The following is a 23,546-nucleotide window of genomic DNA, read 5'->3' as shown; positions in this document are numbered from 1 at the left end:
AGTGTGACGGAAACGGCCCCGGGCAGCGGGCTCGCCTCCTGGCTGGGACAGACGCGCACTCTCATCGCGGTGGCGATGTCCGCCTACCATCTCTGGACCGGGTTTTTCGGAGCGCCGGTCGGCGAGGTGCATTATCCGCTGCACCTGCTGCTCGCCCTGCTCGTGCTGTTCCTCGCACGCGGGCAGGGCGGGCCGGTCAGGCCGTTGGGCCTCGCCTGGGATTTCGCGCTGATCGGCATGACCGCGGCGGCGACCGGCTATCTCTTCGCCAATGCCCGCTACGTCACCGAGCGGATGCTCTTCGTCGAGCCGCTGACCACGACGGAGACGGTGCTTGCCATCGGGCTTCTCGTCGTCGTGCTGGAGGCCGCGCGGCGCACCGTGGGCTGGGTGCTGGTCGGCGTGCTCGGCGTTTTCATCGCCTACGCGCTGTTCGGCAACGTGCTGCCCGGCGCACTCTGGCACCGTGGCTACAGCGTCGAGGCGGTGCTGGAATACAGCTACCTGACGACCGAAGGCATCTTCGGCGCACCGCTCGCCGTGATGGCGAACTACGTCTTCCATTTCGTACTGTTCGGATCGCTACTGGCCGCGAGCGGCGCGGGCGATTTCTTCACCAACCTGGCGCGTGCGCTTACCGCGCGCACGGTGGGTGGCGCCGCGAAGAGTGCGGTGGTCGCCAGCACCTTCATGGGTATGCTCTCCGGCAGCTCGGCGGCGAATGTCGTCACCACGGGCGCCTTCACCATCCCGGCGATGAAGCGCAGCGGCTACAACAAGGAATTCGCCGCGGGGGTGGAAGCCGTCGCGTCCTCCGGCGGGCAGGTCACGCCGCCGATCATGGGCGCGGCGGCCTTCATCATGATGGAGTTCACCGGCGCCTCCTACGCCACCATCATGGGCATCAGCGTGATCCCGGCCGCGCTCTATGCCCTCGCCGTCTTCATCATGGTGGACCTAGAGGCGCGCCGCATGAAGCTTGCCGCCTTCGCGGACCCTGATGCGCCGACCGCGCTCGCCGTGCTGAAGCGCCAGGGCTACCTGCTGATCGCCATCATCGTGATGATCTGGGTCCTGGTGGATGGCTATACGCCGACCACCGCCGCGGTCTGGGCGATCGCCACGCTGGTGGCGCTGCTGGTGCTGATGGACCCGGTCAACCGGCGCCGCATCCTGAAGGTCTGCTGGGAGGCGATGGCCGATGCGCCGCGTCTGGTTGCACCGGTCACGGTGGCCTGCGCGGTCGGCGGCATCCTGATCGGCATCATCGGCCAGACCGGGCTCGGACTGCGGCTCTCCGGGCTGATCCTCGACGCCGCGGGCGGGCAGACCATCGTGCTGCTGGTGCTGACCACGATCATGGGCATCATCCTCGGCATGGGCATGCCGACCTCCGGCGCCTACATCATCATGGCGGCACTGCTGGCGCCGGGCCTCGTGCAGGGCGGCGTCCCGCTGCTGGCCGCGCATATGTTCATCATGTGGGTGGCGTCGAAATCCTCCATCACGCCGCCGGTCGCCATCGCGTCCTACGCCGCCGCGGCGGTGGCGGGCAGCGATCCGTGGCGGACGAGCTGGGTGGCCTTCCGCCTCGGCCTCTCGATCTTCATCATCCCCTACATGTTCGTCTTCGGGCCGCAACTGCTCGGCATGGGCGAGCCGCTGGAGATCGCGCTGGCGGCGGTCACCGCCTCGCTCGGCATCTTCGCGCTCTCGGTCGCGATCATCGGCTGGCTTTTCGTGCCGCTCGGGCTGGTGCAGCGTCTGGTCTTCGGCGCCACCTCGCTGTTGCTGATCAAGCCAGGCTCGGTCACCGACCTGGCCGGCATCGCCCTCATCCTCGCCTTCGGCGGCTTGGCCTGGCTGCGGCGGCCACGCGTCGCCGGCGCCTGATACTGCATTGCGCGACAGGAGATCATTTCCGGCATGGCCGTGACCTATTCCCTCGGCATCGACATCGGCGGCACCTTCACCGACATCGTCGCCTTCGATCCGGCAAGCGGCCGTGCCTTCATCTGGAAGGAGAGCACGACGCCGGACGACCCGGCCCGCGGTGTGATGGCGGGGATCGCGCATCTGCTCTCCACGCATGGCATCGCGCCGCCCCAGATCGGCCGTGTGGTGCACGCCACCACCCTGTTCACCAATGCGCTGATCGAGCGCAAGGGCGCACGCACCGGCCTCCTCACCACGGCCGGCTTCCGCGACGTGCTGGAGATCGCGCGCGAGCGCAAGTACGAGCTCTACGACATCTTCATCGACATGCCGCAGCCGTTGGTGCCGCGGCCCTGGCGCCGCGAGGTCACGGAACGGCTCGCCGCCGACGGCCGCATCGTCACACCGCTCGACACCGATGCCTGCGTGAAGGAGGCCGCTTCGCTGGTCGCCGAGGGCGTGGAAAGCCTCGCCATCGCCTTCCTGCATGCCTATGCCAATCCGGCGCATGAGCAGGCTGCGGCGGCCGCGATCGCAGCGCGCTTCCCGGGCCTTTCCATGTCGCTCTCCAGCGAGATCGCTCCGGAAATCCGCGAATACCCGCGCGCCAGTACTGCTGTCGCGAATGCCTATATCCGCCCGATCGCGGAGACCTACCTCCAGCGCCTGGAGGAGCGCATCGCCGCCGCCGGCATCCCCGGCACCTTGCACCTGATGCTGTCAAACGGCGGGCTGACGCATGTGGAGGAGGCGAAGCGCGCGCCGGTGCAGCTGCTTGAAAGCGGTCCCGCGGCGGGCGCGCTGGCCGGCGCCTGGTTCGGCCGCAATGCGGGGCTCGAGCGCGTGCTCGCCTTCGACATGGGCGGCACCACGGCGAAGCTGGCGCTGGTGGATGGCGGCGAGCCGCTGGTTGCCTGGGGTTTCGAGGCCGCGCGCGAACGGCGCTTCCTCCGCGGTTCCGGACTGCCCATCCAGATCGCGACCGTGGAACTGATCGAGATCGGCGCTGGCGGCGGTTCCATCGCGCGGCGGAGCGATCTCGGCACGCTGAATGTCGGCCCCGACAGTGCCGGCGCGCAGCCCGGGCCGGCCTGCTATTCGCGTGGCGGCACGGAGGCCACGGTCACTGACGCCGACCTCGCGCTCGGCTGCCTCAACGCCGACTTCTTCCTCGGCGGCGCGATGAGGATCGACGCCGGCGCCGCGACGGCGGCGCTCGGCCGTCTTGCCGGCGCGCTGTTCGTGGACCCCGCGCGCGCCGCGTCCGGCATCCAGGACGTGGTGAACGAGACCATGGCCGGCGCGGCGCGCGTCGCCATCGCCGAGCGCGGCCGCGTGCCCCATGAATACGCGCTGATGGCGACCGGCGGCGCGGCGCCCGTGCATGCCTGGGGCGTCGCGCGCAAGCTCGGCATCCGCCGCGTCGTCTGCCCACCTGGCGCTGGCGCCGGCAGCACAATCGGCATGCTGATGGCGCCCGCGCGCGTGGACCGTGTCACCTCGATGAACGTGCCGCTGGCCGATGCGGACATGGCCGCCGTGGCAGACAGCTTCGCGCGGCTCGAAGCCGAGGCCTTGGCTCCGGTCGCCGCGACCGGTGCCGATCTCAACCGGCGGGACGTGCGCTGGCTCGCCGACATGCGCTACATCGGCCAGGGCAGCGAGATCACCGTCACCATGCCGCGCCCGCTCGATCGCGGCGCGATCCGCGCCGCCTTCGAAGGCGAGTATCGCCGCCTGTTCGGCCGCACGCCGCCAGGTGCCGCGATCCAGTTCGTGGCGCTGCGGCTTTCCGTCAGTGCGCCGGTGCCGGGCGCCGAGGGCCGACTCGACCTTGCCTCGGCCTCGGGCGGCGTTGCTTTGAAGGGAAGGCGCCCCGTGCACTTCGCGGAGGCCGCCAGCACGGTTGAAACACCGGTCTATGACCGCTACGCCCTGCCGCCGGGCTTCACCGCCGAAGGCCCGGCGGTGTTCGAGGAGAATGAGAGCACCTTCGTGGTCGGACCCGGCGCGCGGATCGCGCTGCTGCCCGACGGATCGCTCGTCGCCGACATGCCGGAGGCCCGCTGATGACCGCCCGCCGCTTCGATGCCGTCGAGCTGGAGCTGCTCTGGCGCCGCCTGATCTCGCTGGTGGACGAGGCCGCAGCCGCGCTGGTGCGGACCTCATTCTCCACGCTGGTGCGCGAGTCCTACGACTTCTCCTGCATCGTCACCGATGCACGCGGCGAATCGCTGGTGCAGGCGACCGAGAGCATTCCCTCCTTCATCGGCACGCTGCCCGCGACCGTGAAGCACTTCCTGCGCTTCTTCCCGCGTGAGGCGTTGGAGCCCGGCGACGTGCTGATCACCAACGACCTCTGGCTCGGCACCGGCCACCTGCCGGACATCACCGTCGCCAAGCCCATTTTCCACAAAGGCCGCCTGGTAGCGTTCAGCGCCTCCACCGCGCACGCGCCCGACATCGGCGGGAAGATCCGCAGCCCCGAGCCGCGCGAGGTGTTCGAGGAAGGCCTGCAGATCCCGCCCTTGAAGCTGATGCGCCGCGGCGTCGCCGACGACACGCTGGTGGCGATGCTGCGCCAGAACGTGCGCACGCCGGACCAGACGCTGGGCGATCTCTGGGCGCAGGTGGTTGCGCTCGACGTGATGGAGGAGCGGCTGCTCGCGTTGATGTCCGGCTACGGGCTCGACGACCTCGGCGAGCTCGCCGCGGAGATCCAGGGGCGTTGCGAGACGGCGATGCGCGCCGCCATCGCCGCCCTGCCGGACGGCACCTATCGCAGCGAGTTGCAGACTGACGGGCTGATGGACACGCCCATCACCATCCGCCTCGCGCTCACCGTGCGCGGCGACGAGATCGAGATGGATTTCGAAGGCACCGATGCGCAGGTGGACCGCGCCATCAACTGCGCGCTCTGCTACACCTATGCCATGTGCATGTACGGCGTGAAGCTCTGCACCTCGCCGAACCTGCCAAACAACGAGGGCGCCTGGCGGCCGATCAGCGTCAAGGCGCCGCCGGGCTGCATCGTGAACCCGCAATTCCCCTCGCCCGGCGGCTCGCGCATGCTGATCGGGCATTACCTGCCGGTGCTGGTCTTCGGCTGCCTCGGCCAGGTGGTGCCGGAACGCGTGATGGCGGCGGCAGGCTCGCCGATGTGGGGCATGAACCAGTCCGGCGTGCATCCCGCGCCCGATGGCGGTCGCGGCCGGCCCTATGCCAACATGTTCTTCTACAATGGCGGCATGGGCGGCAATGCGCGCGGCGATGGCGTCACCTGCCTCTCCTGGCCCTCCAACGTCTCCTCCACCGCCATCGAGATCAGCGAGCACATCGCGCCGCTGCGCTTCCACCACAAGCGACTGCGCCCGGATTCCGGCGGGCCGGGGCGGCACCGCGGCGGGCTCGGGCAGGAGATCCTGATCGAGAGCCTGTCCGAGACGCCCATCGCCGTGTCCTTCCTCGCCGAGCGCACCCTCTTCCCCGCCTTCGGCATCGAGGGCGGCCAGCCCGGCGCGCCTGGCGAGCTGCGCATCAACAGGGAGAAGAACGACCCGAAGCGGCAATATGTGCTGAAGCGCGGCGACACCGTCTCGCTCGGCACGCCGGGCGGCGGCGGGCATGGCAGTCCGCTGGAGCGTGACCCCGCAGCGCTGGAAGCCGACATCGCCGCCGGCTACGTCACCGATCCGGCCTCCTATCGCCGATGAGCATCGCGCTCGGCGTCGACATCGGCGGCACCTTTACCGACCTCGTCCTGCACGATCCCGCCGGCGGCCGCTCGGCGAACCTGAAGGTGCTGACCACGCATGCCGACCCCGTGCTCGGCATCCTGGACGGCACGCGGCGTGTGCTTGCGGAGGCTGGTGTCGCGCCGCGAGAGGTCGGCCGCGTGGTGCACGCCACCACGCTGTTCACCAACGCGCTGATCGAGCGCAAGGGCGCCGTCACCGCGCTGATCACCACGTCCGGCTTCCGCGACCTGCTGCAGATCGGGCGCGAGCGCCGCTACGAGCTCTACGACCTGCAGCTGCGCCCGCCCGAGCCGCTGGTACCCGCCGCGCTGCGCCTGGAAGTGCCGGAGCGCGTGAAGGCGGATGGCACGGTGCTGGTGCCGCTCGATCTCGCCGCGCTGGAAGCGCAGGCGGATGCGGCGGTGGCGGCAGGGGCGCAATCGCTCGCCATCCTGTTCCTGCACAGCGACCTGCATCCGGCGCATGAGGAAGCCGCCGTCGCGCATCTCGCCGCGCGCCATCCGGGCCTGCCGGTCACCGCCTCCTCCGCCATCGTGCGCGAGGTGCGCGAATACGACCGCGGCTCCACCGCCACCGCCAATGCCTATGTCGCGCCGCTGGCCGAGCGCTATCTCGCGCGACTCGGCACCGAACTCGCCGCGCTGGGCATCTCGGCGCCGCTGCTGCTGATGCTCTCCAATGGCGGGCTGACGCATGTGGCGGAGGCGCGGCGCGCGCCGGTGCAACTGCTGGAATCCGGCCCCGCCGCCGGCGCGCTCGCCAGCGCCTTCCTTGCCGGGCCGGCGGAGGAGCGGCTGCTCGCCTTCGATCTCGGCGGCACCACCGCGAAGCTCTGCGTGGTCGAGAAGGGCGAGCCCGAGATCGTCTTCGGCTTCGAGGCCGCGCGCCAGGCCCGCTTCATCGAAGGCAGCGGTCTGCCGATCCGCATCTCCACCGTGGACCTGATCGAGATCGGCGCCGGCGGCGGCTCCATCGCGCGGCGGGACACGATCGGGCTGCTGAAGGTCGGGCCCGACAGCGCCGGCTCAGAGCCCGGCCCTGCCAGCTATGGCCGCGGCGGCACGCAGCCGACGGTGACGGATGCGAACCTGCTGCTCGGCTATCTAGATCCGGCGAGCTTCGCCGGCGGCAGCCTGCCGCTGGACCGCGATTCGGCGACGCGCGCGATCGGCGCGCTCGCCGATGCGCTCGGCATCACCGCGGAGGACGCCGCCTGGGGCATCCACGATGTCGCGACCGAGGCAATGGCCAGCGCCGCACGCACGCATCTCGCCGAACGCGGGCGCGATTCCGCCGGCTTCACGCTGGTCTGCACTGGCGGCGGCGGCCCGGTGCATGGCTACCACTTGGCGCGCAAGCTCGGCATCCGGCGGATGATCGTGCCGCCGGAGGCCGGCGTCGCCTCTGCCCTCGGCATGCTCGCCGCGCCGCCCCGCGTGGACCGCGTGGCGAGCCTCAGCCGGCGCCTCTATTCCTGCACCGCCGCCTTCCTCAACGAGGCTTTCGCGTCGCTGGAAGCGACGGCCCGCGGCGTGCTGGCCGACAGCCTGCTCGCCGGCGGGGCGCTCACGGTCGGCCGGCTCGTGGATGCGCGCTGTGTCGGCCAGGGCGCCCATATGCCGGTGCCGCTGCCGCCCGCGCCCTGGCCCGAGGAGGACGAGGCGGTGCGCGCGCTGATCCGCGACGCCTTCCACACCGCCTATGTCGCGCGCTACAGCCGCCCGCCGCCGCCGGTGCCGATCGAACTGGTGCATGCGCGCGTGGTGCTGCGCGGCGCACCGCATGGGCTGCTACCGCCGGCGGCGCTGGCCGGTGCCGCCGCGCACGCAGGACGACACCGACGCATCGTCGTGGATGGCAAGGCGGTGGAGGCCGCAGTGCATCGCCGCGGCGCGCTGCCCGCGGGCTTCACCGCTGCCGGCCCCGCGCTGGTGGAGGAGTCAGGCTCGACGCTGGTGGTCGGGCCGGCCAGCCAATTCTCCGTGCTGCCCTCGGGCAACATCCTGGTGGAGCTGTCGTGATGGCGCGCCTCGACCCGGTCACCCTGGAACTGGTCTGGACCCGCCTGATCTCGGCGGTGGACGAGGCGGCGAAGGCGATCGTCCGCACCTCCTTCTCCACTCTCTCGAACGAGGCGAATGACTTCGCCTGCGTGCTGACCGATGCGTCCGGCCGCTCGCTTGCGCAGAACACCGGCTCCATCCCCAGCTTCATCGGCACCCTGCCCGGCACCGTGCGCGCCGTGCGCGAAGCGATCCCGCCGGAGACGATGCGGCCGGGCGACGTGTTCATCACCAACAATCCGTGGATCGGCACTGGCCACCTGAACGACATCTCGATCGTGCGGCCGGTCTTCCATGGTGGCGCGATCGTCGGCTATGCGGCCACCACCAGCCACGTGCCGGACATCGGCGGCCGCATCCGCAGCACCGAGGCGCGCGAGATCTTCGAGGAAGGCTTCCACATCCCGCCCATGCGCCTGATGCGCGACGGCGTGGCGGACGCGACGCTGCTGACGCTGTTGCGCACCAATATCCGCACCCCCGACCAGACCGAAGGCGATGTCTGGGCACAGGTCGGCGCCGTGACACTCATCGAGGACCGCGTGCAGCGCACGATGGAGAGCTACCGCCTCACCGATCTTGCCGCCGTGGCCGACGAGATCTTCAACCGCTCGGAGGCGGAGATGCGCCGCCGCATCGCCGCCCTGCCGGCCGGCCGGTGGCGCTATGCCATGCAGACCGATGGCCTCGACCAGCCCTTCACCTTCGTGGTGGAGATCTCCATCGCGGATGGCGAGGTCACCGCCGACTATGCCGGCACCAGCCCGCAGCAGCCCCGCGCGGTGAACTGCGTGCTGGCCTACACCAAGGCGATGACCGCCTTCGCGCTGAAGGCGCTGCTGCTGCCGGAGGTGCCGAACAATGAAGGCATCTTCCGCCCGATCCACGTCCGCGCGCCGGAAGGCAGCATCCTCAACCCTCGCTGGCCGGCGCCGGTCGGCGGACGGGCCGCCACCGGCCACTACGTGCCGGTGCTGATCTTCGGTGCCCTGGCCGAGGCGCTGCCCGACAAGGTGCGCGCCGCACCCGGCAGCCCGCTCTGGATCATGAACATCGCCGGCACCGATCCCGCCGGCCGCTCCTTCGCCAATGTCTTCTTCTTCAACGGCGGCACCGGCGCCGGCGCGGCGCAGGATGGCGTGGACTGCATCTCCTGGCCCTCCAACATCTCCGCCACACCGATCGAGGTCGCCGAACGCACCGCACCCGTGCTGATCCACCACAAGCGCCTGCGCCCGGGCACCGGCGGCACCGGCCGCCAGCGCGGCGGCAACGGGCAGGAGACGCTGATGGAGTGCGAGGCGGACAACGTGGCCGCCGTCTTCGTCACCGAACGCCTGCGCTTCGGCGCGCCGGGCCTGTTCGGCGGCGAGGCGGGGGCACCCGGCCAGGTGCTGCTGGACGGCGCACCGGTTGACACGCGCCGGCAGCAGACGCTCTCACGCGGCACGCGCGTGACCATCGCGACGCCGGGTGGCGGCGGCTACGGTTGAACCTGCGCAGGACCGAGGAGAAGAAGATGGCTGTCGTCGAGACCGAGCGCCACGGCCAGGTGCTGGTCGTGCGCATGAACCGCCCGGAGCGGCTGAACGCACTGAATCACGAGATGCGCCTGGAACTCGCCCGCACCTGGGCGGCCTTCCGCCACGACAGGGAACTCGAGGTCGCCATCCTCACCGGCACCGGCCGCGCCTTCTGCGCCGGCGAGGACATGAAGGAGACGCTGGCCGAGAATACGCCCGGCGGCCGCAAGCTGGAGATCGAGGACCCTTTCCGCGCCGGCACGCTGGAGAAGCCGGTGATCGCGGCCGTCAACGGCTTCGCCATGGGCGGCGGCTTCATGCTGGTGGAGCGCACCGATCTGCGCGTCGCCGCCACCACCGCGGTGTTCGAGGTCTCGGAAGCCAAGCGCTGGCTGCTCGGCGGCTACGACCACGGCCTGATCGCCAACCTCGCCTTCCCGGTCGCGATGGAGATGGCGCTCGGCTTCCGCTTCACGGCGGAGCGCTTCCACCAGCTCGGCTTCGTCAACCGGCTGGTGCCGCCGGAACAGGTGGTGGACAGCGCGCTGGAAATGGCGAACCACCTGCTCACGCTGCCGCCGGCCTCCCGCGTCAACACCGTCCACATGATGCGCCTGATGCGCCCGCGGCCCACGCCGGCACAGCAGGACCTCGCCGCCGCGCTGCACGAGCACGGCGCCAAGAGCGACCTGATCGAAAGCCGCGCGGCCTTCGCCGAGAAGCGCGCGCCGAACTGGAAGGGCTGGGACGACCCCGAGGACCGCTACCGCCTGCCGCAGCTGAAGCAGGACTGAACGCGACAGGCGCATGACGTGCGATGCGCTGGTGTCGCGCGCCGTTGCGCCGCCCTGGGCAGAGCTTCAACTCTCCTTTGGCGGCGCTTGCCTTGCCCTGCGCGCCGGCCAAGAATCGGGATGCACGTCGGTCGGAGCACCAGACCATGCCTGCGCCCCTCGACATCTCGGGCCTGATCGCCTGGTCCCGCCGGGAGGAATGGCGCGGGGCACTCAGCGAGTTGCTCGACCGCCACAGCGCAACAGCCTGCGCTGCGGCCGGCATCGAGCTCCAGGATATCGCGCGGGTGCTCGGCGAGGACGCCGGCACCCTGCTCTGGGGCGCCGCGTTCGAGGACCTGCTCGCCGCCGACCTCCCCGGCGGCCGCAACATCGCGGAGGACTACCTGAAGCGTCGCGGCTGGAAGGAGACCGCGGCGACGCGTGACTACATCGCCGGCCTGCGCCGCTCGGTCATCAGCCTCTACGAGGTCAGCGGGCTTGTGCCGGGCGAATCCATGCTGCTGCGTGACCTCGTGCGCGGCGGCGATCCGGTCCGCGTCTCCGAGAAGCGCGGCTCGCAGGCGTTGCGGCAGTGGGACCGCATCGCCACGCGCGTGATTCCGCTGCGCGATCATCACGTGATCAGCGGCACGCTGATGACCTTCGACCACGAACCCAGCGAGGCGCTGCTTGCCTCCCTGCGCAGGATCCGGAGCAAGGCGCCGCGCGACGTCGCGATCGTTGCCCGGGAATTCGGGATCGAGACGGACGCGAACGCGCTGGCCGGCATGCTGACGCCGGACGTGCTGCTGGCGCCGGCCGGCTTCATGTTCACCAATGCCTGGCTCGGCGCCGCGCTTGAGGCGGCGCAGGGCAGGCGCCAGCCGGAGCTCGTCAACAGCGATGGCGACCCGCTCGACTTCACCGTGCTGCACTTTCCGCTGCTGCCCGGCGTGACGGCCCCGAAGGTCCGCCAGGCGCTGGCCGCGATCCCGGCGCTACGGCAGGAGAATGCCAGCTTCTGGAACTGGCTCGCCGCGCCAGGGGTGAAGCCGCAGACCGTGCCGCGGCGGCCGAAGGGGCAGACCTTCATCACCACCATGGAGGACGGTTCCCTGGTGCTCGGCACCGTCGCGCTGAAGGGCCGCAGGCTGTCGCTCGAGGCCAACTCCCCCGCACGCGCGGAACGCGGCCGCGCCATGCTGGAGCCGGTGCTGGGCGGCCTCGTGGGCGCACCTCTCACCGAGCGCAGGGACCTTGAGCAATTGCTGGCCGAAAGCCGGCCGCCGCCGAAGCCGGCGGGCCTGTCGGTGGAGCAGGAGCGCGCCCTCGTCCATCAGGGGCTGGACGACCACTACCGGCGCGTGCTGGACGAGCCGATCCCCGCGCTGGGCGGGAAGTCACCGCGCGCAGCGGCAAGGACGCCGAAGGGGCGGGAGAAGGTGGCGGCCTGGCTGAAGTCGCTGGAGAACCACATGGCACGGGAGGAGCCGGGCAGCCCAATGGGCAGCTATGACATCGGCTGGATGTGGACGGAACTCGGCGTCGAGGCGCTGCGCCATTGAGGGTCGGAGATCCGCTCACGTCTCCAGCGCCGAACTGGCCGTTGGAACCAGGCGCGGGCGGTATGCGGAGCGGAAGGGGCCATGGGCATCTACGAGCGTTGGATCCTGCCGCGCCTGATCGACTGGACGATGCGCGCCGGAGATCTGGCGAGCTACCGCCATCGGCTGGTGCGGACCGCACGCGGGCACGTGCTCGAGGTCGGCCTCGGCTCGGGGCTGAACCTGCCCCTCTACCCGCCCGGTGTCGAGGCGCTGGTCGGCCTCGACCCTTCGGCGGAGCTGCTGCGCCGCGCCGCGCCCCTGGCCGCTCAAGTCGCCTTCCCGGTCCACCTCGTCCGGGCGACGGCGGAGGCAATTCCGCTTGCGGAGCGCAGCGTGGATACGGTCGTCATGGCCTGGACGCTGTGCAGCCTGGCTGATGCGCGCGCCGGTCTCGGCGAGATCCGACGCGTGCTGCGACCCGAAGGGGAGCTCCTCTTCGTCGAGCACGGGCTGGCGCCGGATCCGGAGACCGCTGCCTGGCAGCGCCGGCTCGATCCCCTTTGGACCCGGATCAGTTGCCATCTCGACAACCCGGTGGACCGGATGCTGTGCGCCGCCGGGTTCAAGGTGGTCGAGCTCCGCTCCGGCTACCTCGGCAAGGGGCCGAAGCCGATGACCTTCATGTACGAAGGCCGGGCGCGACCGGCCTCGGCCGCGTCGGCGTCCATGCCAGCAGGCGCAGCGCGTTCAGCGTGACCAGCACGGTCGCTCCCGTGTCGGCCAGGATGGCGAGCCAGAGCCCGGTCATGCCGGATATCGTGGTGGCGAGGAACACCAGCTTCAGCCCGACCGCGAAGGCGACGTTCTGCTTCACGTTCACCAGCGTGGCGCGGGAAAGCTCGACGAGTTCCGCGACGCCGGTGACACGCTCGCGAAGCAGTGCGGCGTCCGCCGCCTCGAGAGCCACCTCGGTGCCGCTGCCCATCGCCACGCCGGCCGTCGCAGCGGCGAGCGCCGGCGCGTCGTTGATGCCGTCGCCGACCATCACGACCGGGCCACGCGCCTTCAGCGCCACGATCTCGTGCAGCTTGTCGGCGGGCAGCAGCCCGGCCTTCACCTCCAGCCCGAGCGCACCCGCGATGGCGCCGCCGGTCGTCGGGTTGTCGCCGGTCAGCATCACCGTTGCCACGCCGAGGCGCTGCAGGGCAGCCACGCCGGCCGCCGCGTCCGCGCGCGGCTCGTCGCGCAAGGCGATCAGGCCGAGCGCGGCGCGGTCGGCGATGACGACGGCCACCGTCTTGCCCTCCGCCTCCAGCCGGGCCCGCGTCGCTTCCAGCGCGGGCGGCAGGGTGGCGCCGGTCTCCGCAGCCCAGGCGGGACTGCCGACACCGACGCGGCGCCTCTCCACGCTCGCCGCCACTGCCTTGCCGGGGATCGCGGCGGCCGCCCGCGCCGGCGGCAGCGCCAGCCCGCGGGCGGCGGCTTCCGCGAGCACCGCGCGCGCCAGTGGATGGGAGGATCCCGCCTCCACCGCAGCCGCAAGGCGGAGCAGCTCCGCCTCCGCCACGCCATCGGCGGGCAGGAGGTCGGTCACGCGTGGCTTGCCGGCCGTGAGCGTGCCGGTCTTGTCGAAGGCGACGGTGCGGGCATGCCCGATCGCCTCCAGCGCCGCGCTGCCCTTCACCAGCAATCCGCGCCGAGCGCCGGCCGAGAGGCCGGAGGCCATGGCGGCGGGCACCGAGATCACCAGCGCACAGGGACAGGCCACGAGCAGCAAGGCCAGGCCGCGGTAGATCCATGTCCACCACTCGCCGCCGAGGAGCAGGGGCGGAACCAGGACCACCAGCGCCGAGACGGCCATGGCGCCGGGCGTCCACCAGGCGGAGAAGCGCTCGATGAACCGTTGGGTCTGCCCGCGGGTCGCCGTCGCTTCCTCGACGAGGCGCGCGATCCGGGCAAGCGTGCTGCCCTCGCCGGCGGCGGTGACGCGCAGCACGAGCGCGCCTTCGGCGTTCACGCTGCCCGCCACCACCGGGTCGCCCGGGCCGCGACTGACGGGCACGCTCTCGCCTGTGACCGGGCTCTCGTCGAGGGCGGATAGTCCCTCCTCCACGATGCCGTCCGCCGGCACGCGGTCGCCGGGACGGACCAGCACCAGGTCGCCGACCGCCAGCCGCTCCGCCGGCACCTCCTCCGTGCTGCCGTCGGCCCGGCGGCGGAGCGCGGCGCGGGGCATCAGCGCGACCAGCGCCCGGATCCCGGCCCGCGCGCGGCCCGCGGCGATCCCCTCCAACAGCTCGCCGACCGCGAAGAGCAGCACGACCAGCGCCGCCTCCTCGGCCGCGCCGATGACCGCGGCGCCGAGCGCAGCCGTGACCATCAGCGTCTCGATGGAGAAGGGCGTGCCGGCGCGGGCCAGGGCGAAGGCACGGCGGCCGAAGGGCACCAGCGCCACGAGCGTCGCCACGACATAGAGCCAATAGGAGGCGGCGGGGATCAGGCGCGCCGCAATCCAGGCCCCCCCGACAAGCCCGGCCAGGAGCCAGACCAGCTGCGCCTTGCCGGTCGCCCACCAGGACTTGCCGGCGTCGGCGGCGTCATCGTGCCGATGGCCATGCGCCGCGGCCGTCTCGGCCCGTGCCGGCTCGATCGGCGTCACGCCGTAGCCCAGGGCACGCACCTGCCGGGCCACCGCGTCGGGCTCCGTTCCGCCGGGCGCGAGATCGAGCGCGAGGCGCTCGCCCAGGAGATTGACCTCGACCCCGGAGACCCCGGGCAGGCGCTCCACGGCTTTCGTGACCTTGGCCACGCAGGAGCCGCAATCCATGCCCTCCACCCGCCAGGCCAGCCGGGTTGTCTCGTTCACGCCCGCCACCTCATTACTTCGTCCCCCCTTATGGGCCTTCGGGGCACGGGATGTTCAAGTCCCCTCGAAAAGCTCCGGCACCGAGCCATCTCTGGAATCCGCCGAGAGGAACGCCCGACCATGCCCCACCTGTCCCGTCGCCACGCGCTGGCCCTGGTCCCTGCGATCGCCGCCTCGGCAGTGTTCCCCACGCGCGCCCGCGCCGCGGGGACGGCGCTCCAGGTCCTGCGAAGCCCGGGTTGCGGCTGCTGTGAGGGGTGGGCGGAGCACCTCCGCGCGGCCGGCTTCAGTGTGACCGTCAGGGACTCGGTCGATCTGGACGCGGACCGGCGGGCCGCTGGCGTCCCCGACGACCTCGCGGGCTGCCACACCGGCCTGACGGCCGACGGCCGCTTCGTCGTGGAAGGGCATGTGCCGGCCTTCGCGGTTCGCCGCTTCCTCGACGCCCCGGGCACCTGGCGCGGCATCGCGGTGCCCGACATGCCGATCGGCTCGCCAGGGATGGAGGTGCCGGGCACCGCACCGAGGCCCTACACGGTCTACGTCTTCGCGGCCGATGGACGCAGCGAGGCATTCGTGCGGGCGCGAGGCGACCGGCCGGCCTGAGCGGCAGAGCCGGCTCGGCCGTGCGGAGGATCTGGACTGGCCGGCCTGCAGGCGGTCGGGCCCGCTCGGCCGCCGCTCACCAGATCGTCTTTTCCTTGTCGACGACGGTGTCGAGCCGCTCCGCCAGGTGCGGGTGGCCGGCGCCGCGCGCGTGATAGGCCGCACTGCGGCCCCGCACGTCGCGCCGGGCAGCGTCGGCTCCAAGCTGCAGGAGAAGCTCCACCATCCTTTCGTGACCCCCAGCAGCCGCCGCCATGAGCGGCGTCACCCCGTCCGGCGCATCGGGCACGGCGTCCGCAGCGAGGTCGCCGCAAGGGGGCACGAGCGACCGGACTCGTGCCAGATCGCCGACCCGCGCGGCGTGGAGCAGTTCGAGCGCTCTCGCCTTGTCGCACACCATCGCCGCGATCCTCCCTCCCACGGCGGGCAGAACGCGGCCACGGCGGGGCAGGTTTGCCCGGCAGCGACAGCATCATCGCAGGCCAGGGCCTTCCCTCCCTGGTGCAGTGGACCACCCGGCCAGGCTGCCCGCCTGACAGGGGTGGACGCCAGGGTGCGTCACGGACGCCCGAGCTGCGCCTCCGCTTCCGCCACCGCGCGGGCGGCGGCGACGAAGCTGTCCGGGTTGAGCGACATGGAGTCGATGCCGCACTCCACCAGGAAGGCGGCGAAGTCCGGGTGGTTGGAGGGCGCCTCGCCGCAGAGCCCGACCTTCACGCCGGCGCCATGCGCACGCCGGACCACCTCGGAGATGAGCGTCTTCACCGCCGGGTCGCGCTCGTCGAACAGCCCGCGCAGCTCTGCCGAATCGCGGTCCACGCCGAGGGTGAGCTGCGTCAGGTCGTTGGAGCCGATGGAGAAGCCGTCAAACCGCGCGGCGAAATCCTCCGCCAGGATGACGTTGGAGGGGATCTCGCACATCACATAGACCTGCAGGCCGCGCTCGCCGCGCTTCAGCCCGTTCTCCGCCATCAGCGCCAGCACGCGGTCGGCCTCGGCGGGCGTGCGGCAGAACGGCACCATCAGGATGATGTTGTCGAGGCCGATCTCCTCCCGCGCCATCTTCATCGCGCGGCATTCCAGCGCGAAGCCCTCGCGGTAGCGCTCGGAGTAGTAGCGCGAGGCTCCGCGCAGGCCGAGCATCGGGTTCTCCTCCACCGGCTCGAACTGCCGCCCGCCGACCAGATGCGCATATTCGTTGCTCTTGAAGTCGGAGAGGCGGACGATCACGGGATGCGGATGGAACGGGGCGGCGATGCGCGCCACGCCGCGCGCCAGCGTCGTGACGAAGTATTCCGCCTTGTCGCGCCAGCCGCGGGTGATCTGCTCGATCTCGCGCCGCGCCGCGCGGTCCTGCACTTCGTCGAAGCGCAGCAGCGCCATCGGATGGGCGCGCACCACGGCGTTGATGACGAACTCCATCCGTGCCAGCCCGACACCCTTCGCCGGCAGGCGCCAGGCGCGCAGCGCGGCGGCGGGGCTGGCGATGTTCAGCATCATCGCCGTCTTCGTGCGCGGGATGGCGGCGAGGTCGAGCTCCGCGGCCTCGAAGGGCAGCGCGCCGTCATAGACGCGGCCTTCGTCGCCTTCCGCGCAGGAGACGGTAACGGGCTGGCCATCATGCAGGGTTGCCATCGCCGCGCCGGTGCCGACCACCGCGGCGATGCCGAGCTCGCGGCTGACGATGGCGGCGTGGCTGGTCGCGCCTCCATGGTCGGTGACGATCGCGGCGGCCTTCTTCATCAGCGGCACCCAGTCGGGGTCGGTGGCCTCCGCCACCAGTACCGCGCCTTCGGGGAAGCCTTCGATGTCCTCGGGGTTGCGCACCAGCTGCGCGGGGCCGGTGGCGATCGCCTCGCCCACCGCGGCGCCGCGCAGCACCGGCCGCGCCTTCGCCTTCAGCCGCCAGGTCTTCAGCGTGGCGGCCTTGCGCGAGCCATGCACCGTCTCCGGCCGCGCCTGCACGATGGCGAGTTCGCCGGTCTGCCCGTCCTTTGCCCATTCGATGTCCATCGGGCGGCCGTAATGCCGCTCGATCGCGAGCCCCCAGCGCGCGAGCTGCAGGATCTCGGCATCCTCCAGCACGAAGCCATCGCGCTCGCGTCCGGTGGTCTCCACCATCATAGTGCGTGCGCTGCCGCCTTCGGCGTAGACCATCTTGCGCGCCTTCTCCCCGCGCTGCTTCTCCAGGATCGGCACCTTCGCGGGGTCGGCCAGCGGCGGCTTGAACACCAGGTAGCGGTCGGGGTTGACCGCGCCCTGCACGATCGGCTCGCCGAGCCCCCAGGCCGCGCTGATCACCACCACGCCGGGGAAGCCGCTCTCGGTGTCGAGCGTGAACATGATGCCGGAGCCGCCGAGATCGGCGCGCACCATCACCTGCACGCCGATGGAAAGCGCCACCTTCAAATGGTCGAACCCCTGCATCTCCCGGTAGGAGATCGCACGGTCCGTGTACAACGAGGCGTAGCAGTGCCGGCAGGCCTCGAGCAGCGCGCGCTCGCCGACGACATTGAGGAAGGTCTCCTGCTGGCCGGCGAAGCTGGCGGTGGGCAGGTCCTCCGCGGTGGCGCTGCTGCGCACGGCGACGGCCGGATCCGGCGCGCCGCTGCGTTCCGCCAACTCGCGATAGGCGCTGCGGATCGCCTCGGCCGTCGCCTCCGGGAAGTGGGCGTCGAGGAACAGGCGGCGGATCGCGGCGCCGGTCTGCTGCAGCGTGGCGCGGCCCTCGCGCAGCTCCGCCAGCCGCTCGGCCATCGCTTGGCCGATGCCGTTGGCGGCGATGTAGTCGCGGAACGCCTCGGCGGTGGTGGCGAAGCCCGCCGGCACGCGCACCCCGGCCTCGCCAAGGCGGGCGATCATCTCGCCGAGCGAGGCGTTCTTGCCGCCAACGCGCGGCACATCCGCGGAACTGACCGACTCCAGCCAGAGCACCGGCTGCCTTGCCATGCGGGACTCCCCCTTGCTCCGATACGCCGTCCGATACTCCGCGCAGCTTGGGCCAGTGGCCACGGCGCGAAAAGCACGCATGCGTGAAGGCGCAGCTTTATCACGCGGCCACCGGCATCCCGTTTCAGGGCTGACGAAGGAGGCTGCGCCCATGGCCCTTGTTGAGCCAACCCACTTCACCAACCGCGCGGAAGCGGGGCGCCTGCTCGCCGCCCGCGTGCAGGCGCTGCACCCCACCGCCCCGATCGTCTATGCCCTGCCGCGCGGCGGCGTGCCGGTGGCGGCCGAGGTCGCGGCCGCGCTCGACGCGCCGCTCGACCTGGTGCTGGTGCGCAAGATCGGCGCGCCGGGGCAGCCGGAGCTCGGCATCGGCGCGGTGGTGGATGGTGGCGAGATGGTGCTGAACCCCGACATCGTCGCCGTCACCGGCGCCACCGAGGCGTTCATCGCCGCCACCCGGCAGCGCGAACTGGTGGAGATCGAACGCCGCCGGGAACGCTACCTGCCGGGTCGCCAGCCGCTCGATCCGCGGGGGCGCACCGCGGTGGTGGTTGATGACGGGCTGGCGACCGGCGCCACGGCGCGCGCGGCGCTGCGGGCGCTGCGCCGGCGCGGCGGCGCGCGGCTGATCCTCGCCGTGCCGGTGGCACCACCAGAGGCGCTCGCCGACCTGCGGGACGAGGCGGACGAGGCGGTTGCCGTGATCGAGTCCGGCCTGCCCTTCGGCATCGGCGGCTTCTACGATGATTTCCACCAGCTTACCGACGCGGAGGTGATCGAGATCCTCAGCCGCCGGTGAGATGCGGGCGGAGCGCGGCGTGGATCGCCTCCACCTCGGCGCGGCTAGCATGCGCGGTGCCCGCGGCGGCCACTGTCGCCCCCCCGGCGGCGCTGCCCCAGACGAAGGCGTCCTCCGGCACCGCGCCGCCTGCCAGCGCCAGCACCATGGCGGCGACGAAACTGTCGCCGGCGCCGGATGCGCCGCGCACCGGCACGTCGGGCGCCGGAAGCCGCCAGCAGCGCCCCTCCGCCGTCGCCAGCAGCGCACCGCGATGGCCGAGCGTGACTGCAACCAGCCGCGCCGCGCCGGAGCGCGCGAAGGAGATCGCCGCCGCCTCCAGCGCGCCCGGCTCGGAGAGGTCCTGCCCGACCAGTGCCTCGAACTCGCCGAGGCTCGGCTTCACCAGATCCACCAGGCCGCGCTCCTCCAGCGCGGTGCGGAGTGCGGCGCCCGAGGTGTCGAGCGCGACCTGCTGGCCGCGGGCCCGCGCCTCGCGGGCGGCACGGGCGTAATAGCCGGGTCCGACGCCACGCGGCAGGCTGCCGCTGAGCACCACCCAGGCGCCCGCCTCCTCCGCCAGCGCGTCCAGCGCCGCCCGGCATTCGCCATCCTGCAGCATCGGGCCTTCCGGGACGAAGCGATACTCCAGCCCGCTGGCGCGTTCGTGGACCACCTGGCTGATGCGGGTGCGCCCGGAGACCGGCACGCTGCGCCGCGGCACGCCGCACTCGTCCAGCAGTTCCTCCAGCAGCCGTCCGGTCACGCCGCCGGCCAGCACCACGGCCAGAGTCTCACCACCCAGCGATCGCACCACGCGGGAGACGTTGACGCCGCCCCCGCCCGGGTCAACACGCTCACTGAAGGTGCGGATCTTGCGCACGGGCCGCACCGCCTCGGCCTCGCAGGCGAGGTCGATGGCCGGGTTGAGGGTCAGCGTGACGATGCGGCTGTCGCGATCCATGGAGTCCTGAACGTCCTTCCTGGCGGAAGTCTCCCCAAGGCGCCGACCCGGCGCAACGGTGAACCTTCCGCGCCCGGCCCCCAGCTGCCATGGTGGCGGCCGGACAGCACGATGCCACGCCGCTACCTCGACCGGAAACTCAAGCTGTCGCTGCTGCGGCTGGCGGATGCGCTGGACACGCAGGGCAGCCTGCTGAAGGCCGGCGCCGCGCTCGGGCTGACGCAGCCGGCGCTGTCGCGCAACCTGCGCGAACTGGAGGACTTGGCGGGCGAGCGCCTGTTCGAGCGCCATGCGCGCGGCGTGCGCCCGACCCAGGCCGGCGTGGTGGTCATCCGCCTCGCGCGACGCCTTCTGGCCGAGCTTCGCCGCGCAGAGGAGGAGCTGGACGCGCTGGGTGGCGCGGAGGGCAGCACGGTCGCGATCGGCGTGCTGCCCGTCGCTTCGGTGGGGGTGTTGCCGGGCGCGCTGATCCGGCTGCGGCAGAGCCATCCGGGCCTGCGGCTGCGGCTGGAGCAGGGACGCACGGAGGAACTGCTGCCGATGCTCGCCGCGCGCGAGTTGGATCTGGTGGTTGGCCGGCTCTACACGCCCGCCGTGCCGGACGGTTTCCTGCGCCAGGCGCTGTGGGAGGAGCCGATCTCCGTGCTGGCGCGCGAAGGCCACCCGCTGCTGGGCTCACCCGGGCCGGTCACCGCCGCGATGCTGGCGCGGCACGAGCTGGTGCTGCCGACCGTCAGCCAGCGCGTCGGACAGGAGATCGACCAGCTCGTCGCGCTGCTCGGCCTGCCGCGCGACGTGCCGCTGCGGTCGTCGTCCTATGGTTTCATCCGGGAGATGCTGCTGGCGAGCGACTGCCTCTCCATCATGCCACGCTCGATGATGGTGGGAGACCTGTTGCGTGGCGTGCTGAAGGTGGTGCCGCTGCCGGTGCCCGCGCCGCCGAGGCCGGCCGGCATCATCCTGCCGGCCGAGCCGCCGCCCTCGCCCGCGACGGCCGCCTTCATCGGTGCGTTGCGCGGCTTCGTGGCGGAGCTCTCGGCCCATGGGCTGGGAGATATGCCGGAAGCTGATAGCTCTCCGAGCAGAAGCGATAGGACGCGACGCGTCCGAAGCGCCTAGGTTCCGTCGCGATGCGGAGGAACGCCATGCAGGCCGAGGAGCCGGTGATGGACATCGCCCATCTCGGGCATGTCGAGCTGCTGACGCCGAAACCGGAGGAGAGCCTGCGCTTCTTCACCGAGGTGATGGGCATGACCGAGAGCGGCCGCCAGGGCGACAGCGTGTTCCTGCGCGGCTGGGACGATTACGAGCGATTCTCGCTGCAACTCACGGCCTCACGCAGTTCCGGCCTCGGCCATGCCGCCTTCCGCACCCGCAGCGCGCCCGCACTGGAACGCCGCCTCGCCGCGCTGCGGGCCGCAGGCTGCGAGGCGACGCCGCTCGAGGACAATTTCGGCCACGGCACCGGCTGGCGCTTCCGCGACCCCGATGGCCACCCCTTCGAGCTCTACTGGGAGACCGAGTGGTACGAAGCGCCGCCCGATCGCCGCCCGGTGCTGAAGAACCAGCCGGAGCGCTACCCGGCGCGCGGCGTGAACGTTCGCCGGCTGGACCACTTCAACTGCTTGGCGGTGGACGTCCGCGCCTGCCGCACGTTCTTCGAGCGCACGCTGGGATTTCGCTGCACCGAGCGCATCGAGCTGGACAGCGGCGAGGAGGCGGGGATGTGGCTGACCGCCACCAACAAATCCTACGACTTCGCCTTCACCAGGGAAGCGCATGGCGTGCCTGGCCGCTTCCACCATGTGACCTTCGCGCTGGACAGTCGCGAGGCGATCCTGCAGGCCGCGGATACCTTCCTGGAAGCGGGCGTCTTCATCGAGACCGGTCCGCACAAGCACGCCGTGCAGCAGACCTTCTTCCTGTACGTCTACGAGCCCGGCGGCAATCGCGTGGAAGTGGCGCATGCCGGCGCGCGGCTGGTGCTGGCGCCGGATTGGAAGACGATCACCTGGACCGAGGCGGAACGGCGCAAGGGCCAGGCCTGGGGGTTGCAGACGATCGCCAGCTTCCACACCCGCGGGACACCGCCGTTGCCCGATGACGAGCAGCCATGAGGCGCGACCGCCCCCTTGCGCGGCATGGCCATCCGTGCTGCGCCACATTCCTTGATTTCGACCGACTTCGTGACCTGCAGGGAACCTCGTGACATGGCCAACACTGCCCTCGTCGTCAGCGCGCATTCCGCGGATTTCGTCTGGCGTGCCGGCGGCGCGATCGCGCTGCATGCCGCGCGCGGCTGGCAGGTGACGGTGGTCTGCCTCAGCTATGGCGAGCGCGGGGAATCCGCGAAGCTGTGGCGCCAGCCCGGCATGACGATGGAGCGCGTGAAGTCCTCCCGCGAGGCGGAGGCGAAGCGCGCGGCGGAGGCGCTCGGCGTGCACGATATCCAGTTCTGGGACCTCGGCGACTATCCGATCAACCTGACGCAGGACGCCTTCTTCCGTCTGGTGGACGTGTATCGCGCGATCCATCCGAAGTTCATGCTGACCCATTCCGAGAAGGACATCTACAACCACGACCATCCGGCGGTGACCGCCTGGGCGCAGAACGCCCGCATCACCGCGCAGGCGCACGGCCACAACCCGGAGCAGAAGGTGCTGGGCGCGCCGCCGGTTTTCCTGTTCGAGCCGCACCAGCCCGAGCAATGCGGCTGGAAGCCCGACGTGCTGCTCGACATCAGCAGCGTGTGGGAGAAGAAGCGCGCGGCGATCGAGTGCATGGAAGGGCAGGAGCACCTCTGGGAATACTACACCCGCGTGGCCCTGCAGCGCGGCGCACAGGCGGCGCGCAATTCCGAGAAGGCGATCAAGTGGGGCGAGGGCTACCAGTCCGTGTTCCCGCATGTGGTGGAGACGCTGGCGTGAGCGCCGTGACGCAGGCACGCGGCGCTTTCGCCGCCCCGCCCCGCCGCGCCGGCTTCCTTGAGCGTCCGGATTGCCGCATCGCCTATGAGGTCACCGGCGAAGGTCCGCCCATCGTCTTCGCGCATGGCCTCGGCGGCAACCTGATGTCCTGGTGGCAGCAGGTCGCGCATTTCGCGCCGCGCTACACCTGCGTTGCCTTCTCGCATCGCGGCTTCTTCCCCTCCACCGCGCCCGAGGGGGGACCGGATCCGCGGGAATACGCGAACGACCTCGCGGCGCTGGTGGATGAGCTGGGCCTGGGGGATATCCGCATCGTGTGCCAGTCCATGGGCGGCTGGACCGGCGTGGAATATGCGCTGCTGCGGCCGGGCCGGGTGAAGGCGCTGGTGCTGGCATCCACCACCGGCACGCTCGATCCGCGCCAGGTGCCCAACGGCGTGCCGGATGTCGATGTCGCGGCGGCGCGTGGGTCGCTCGCGGCCCGCGGCATCAACCCGGCGGCCGGCGCGCGCATGGCGGAGGAACAGCCGGCACTGCACCACCTCTACAACCACGTCGCGTCGCTTTGCGTCGGGCTGGACCGCGAGGCCGTGCGCAAGCGCATCCACGCCATGCGCAACCGCCCGCCGGCGGACTTCACCGCGGCGAAGTGCCCCGTGCTGTTCGTGCCGGCGGAGGAGGATGTGGTGCTGGCCTATTCCGGGCCCGCCGTCGCGGCCGCCATCCCCGGGGCACGCGCGGTGATGCTGCCCCGCGCCGGCCATTCCGGGCATTTCGAGCGCGCCGCGGAGTTCAACGGCATCGTCGAGGCGTTCTTCGCCGAGGTGGGTGCATGAGCATCGTGCCGGAGGCGC

The 23,546-nt window shown here is 71.5% G+C and carries 18 protein-coding genes; 14 read left to right on the top strand and 4 right to left on the bottom strand.

What is annotated here, in order from left to right; translation table 11 throughout:
* Positions 1-3: 3 nt before the first annotated feature.
* The 8 genes from ACESM1_RS08260 to ACESM1_RS08225 all read left to right on the top strand — a co-directional run bounded on the left by ACESM1_RS08260 (position 4) and on the right by ACESM1_RS08225 (position 12,358).
* Positions 4-1,893 carry a TRAP transporter permease gene (locus ACESM1_RS08260; RefSeq protein WP_372619230.1) on the top strand — a complete coding sequence of 630 codons (1,890 nt, stop codon included), beginning with the start codon at positions 4-6 and terminating at the stop codon, positions 1,891-1,893.
* 33 nt (positions 1,894-1,926) lie between these two features.
* Positions 1,927-4,005: a hydantoinase/oxoprolinase family protein gene (locus ACESM1_RS08255; RefSeq protein ID WP_372619229.1), complete on the top strand. Its 2,079-nt coding sequence runs from the start codon at positions 1,927-1,929 to the stop codon at positions 4,003-4,005.
* Positions 4,005-5,648 carry a hydantoinase B/oxoprolinase family protein gene (locus tag ACESM1_RS08250; protein ID WP_372619228.1) on the top strand — a complete coding sequence of 548 codons (1,644 nt, stop codon included), beginning with the start codon at positions 4,005-4,007 and terminating at the stop codon, positions 5,646-5,648. The genes ACESM1_RS08255 and ACESM1_RS08250 overlap by 1 nt, the downstream gene beginning before the upstream one ends.
* Complete coding sequence (locus ACESM1_RS08245) at positions 5,645-7,714, top strand: hydantoinase/oxoprolinase family protein (RefSeq protein ID WP_372619227.1); 2,070 nt, start codon at positions 5,645-5,647, stop codon at positions 7,712-7,714. The genes ACESM1_RS08250 and ACESM1_RS08245 overlap by 4 nt, the downstream gene beginning before the upstream one ends.
* Entirely contained in the window at positions 7,714-9,249 is a 1,536-nt protein-coding gene (locus ACESM1_RS08240) for a hydantoinase B/oxoprolinase family protein (protein ID WP_372619226.1), read from the top strand. Before ACESM1_RS08245 ends, ACESM1_RS08240 begins: the two co-directional genes overlap by 1 nt.
* Positions 9,250-9,275: 26 nt before the next feature.
* Positions 9,276-10,073: an enoyl-CoA hydratase/isomerase family protein gene (locus ACESM1_RS08235; RefSeq protein WP_372619225.1), complete on the top strand. Its 798-nt coding sequence runs from the start codon at positions 9,276-9,278 to the stop codon at positions 10,071-10,073.
* A gap of 146 nt (positions 10,074-10,219) precedes the next feature.
* Entirely contained in the window at positions 10,220-11,620 is a 1,401-nt protein-coding gene (locus ACESM1_RS08230) for a hypothetical protein (RefSeq protein WP_372619224.1), read from the top strand.
* Between the two features lie 81 nt (positions 11,621-11,701).
* Positions 11,702-12,358: a class I SAM-dependent methyltransferase gene (locus ACESM1_RS08225; protein WP_372619223.1), complete on the top strand. Its 657-nt coding sequence runs from the start codon at positions 11,702-11,704 to the stop codon at positions 12,356-12,358.
* Here ACESM1_RS08225 and ACESM1_RS08220 read toward each other — a convergent pair.
* Entirely contained in the window at positions 12,282-14,429 is a 2,148-nt protein-coding gene (locus tag ACESM1_RS08220) for a heavy metal translocating P-type ATPase (RefSeq protein ID WP_372619258.1), read from the bottom strand. The genes ACESM1_RS08225 and ACESM1_RS08220 overlap by 77 nt on opposite strands.
* A 159-nt stretch (positions 14,430-14,588) precedes the next feature.
* On the opposite strand from ACESM1_RS08220, the gene ACESM1_RS08215 reads away from it, so the two are divergent.
* Positions 14,589-15,074, top strand: a complete 486-nt coding sequence (locus ACESM1_RS08215) for a DUF411 domain-containing protein (RefSeq protein WP_372619222.1) — start codon at positions 14,589-14,591, stop codon at positions 15,072-15,074.
* A gap of 76 nt (positions 15,075-15,150) precedes the next feature.
* On the opposite strand, the gene ACESM1_RS08210 is transcribed toward ACESM1_RS08215, so the two are convergent.
* Both ACESM1_RS08210 and ppsA read right to left on the bottom strand, forming a co-directional pair.
* Positions 15,151-15,474: an ankyrin repeat domain-containing protein gene (locus ACESM1_RS08210; protein ID WP_372619221.1), complete on the bottom strand. Its 324-nt coding sequence runs from the start codon at positions 15,472-15,474 to the stop codon at positions 15,151-15,153.
* Positions 15,475-15,632: 158 nt separating this feature from the next.
* On the bottom strand, positions 15,633-18,023 hold the full coding sequence (ppsA, locus tag ACESM1_RS08205) for a phosphoenolpyruvate synthase (RefSeq protein WP_372619220.1): 2,391 nt from the start codon (positions 18,021-18,023) through the stop codon (positions 15,633-15,635).
* Between the two features lie 151 nt (positions 18,024-18,174).
* Here ppsA and ACESM1_RS08200 point away from each other — a divergent pair, with 151 nt between their 5' ends.
* Positions 18,175-18,822 (top strand): phosphoribosyltransferase, encoded by a 648-nt coding sequence (locus tag ACESM1_RS08200; protein WP_372619219.1) that lies wholly within the window; start codon positions 18,175-18,177, stop codon positions 18,820-18,822.
* Here the strand turns inward: ACESM1_RS08200 and ACESM1_RS08195 are convergent.
* Positions 18,809-19,765: a 1-phosphofructokinase family hexose kinase gene (locus ACESM1_RS08195; RefSeq protein ID WP_372619218.1), complete on the bottom strand. Its 957-nt coding sequence runs from the start codon at positions 19,763-19,765 to the stop codon at positions 18,809-18,811. The two genes, ACESM1_RS08200 and ACESM1_RS08195, sit on opposite strands and share 14 nt — an antisense overlap.
* A gap of 111 nt (positions 19,766-19,876) precedes the next feature.
* On the opposite strand from ACESM1_RS08195, the gene ACESM1_RS08190 reads away from it, so the two are divergent.
* The 4 genes from ACESM1_RS08190 (at position 19,877) to ACESM1_RS08175 (ending at position 23,528) form a co-directional block, all read left to right on the top strand.
* Entirely contained in the window at positions 19,877-20,884 is a 1,008-nt protein-coding gene (locus ACESM1_RS08190; protein ID WP_372619217.1) for a LysR substrate-binding domain-containing protein, read from the top strand.
* Positions 20,885-20,910: 26 nt separating this feature from the next.
* Positions 20,911-21,882: a catechol 2,3-dioxygenase gene (locus ACESM1_RS08185; RefSeq protein ID WP_372619216.1), complete on the top strand. Its 972-nt coding sequence runs from the start codon at positions 20,911-20,913 to the stop codon at positions 21,880-21,882.
* A gap of 93 nt (positions 21,883-21,975) precedes the next feature.
* Entirely contained in the window at positions 21,976-22,692 is a 717-nt protein-coding gene (locus ACESM1_RS08180) for a PIG-L deacetylase family protein (RefSeq protein WP_372619215.1), read from the top strand.
* Positions 22,689-23,528: an alpha/beta fold hydrolase gene (locus tag ACESM1_RS08175; protein WP_372619214.1), complete on the top strand. Its 840-nt coding sequence runs from the start codon at positions 22,689-22,691 to the stop codon at positions 23,526-23,528. The genes ACESM1_RS08180 and ACESM1_RS08175 overlap by 4 nt, the downstream gene beginning before the upstream one ends.
* Positions 23,529-23,546 lie beyond the last annotated feature (18 nt).

This window comes from Falsiroseomonas sp., assembly GCF_041690465.1.
GTDB lineage: Bacteria > Pseudomonadota > Alphaproteobacteria > Acetobacterales > Acetobacteraceae > Falsiroseomonas.
The sequence above is the reverse complement of the archived record's forward strand: the minus strand, read 5'-3'. Positions and strand labels throughout refer to the sequence as shown.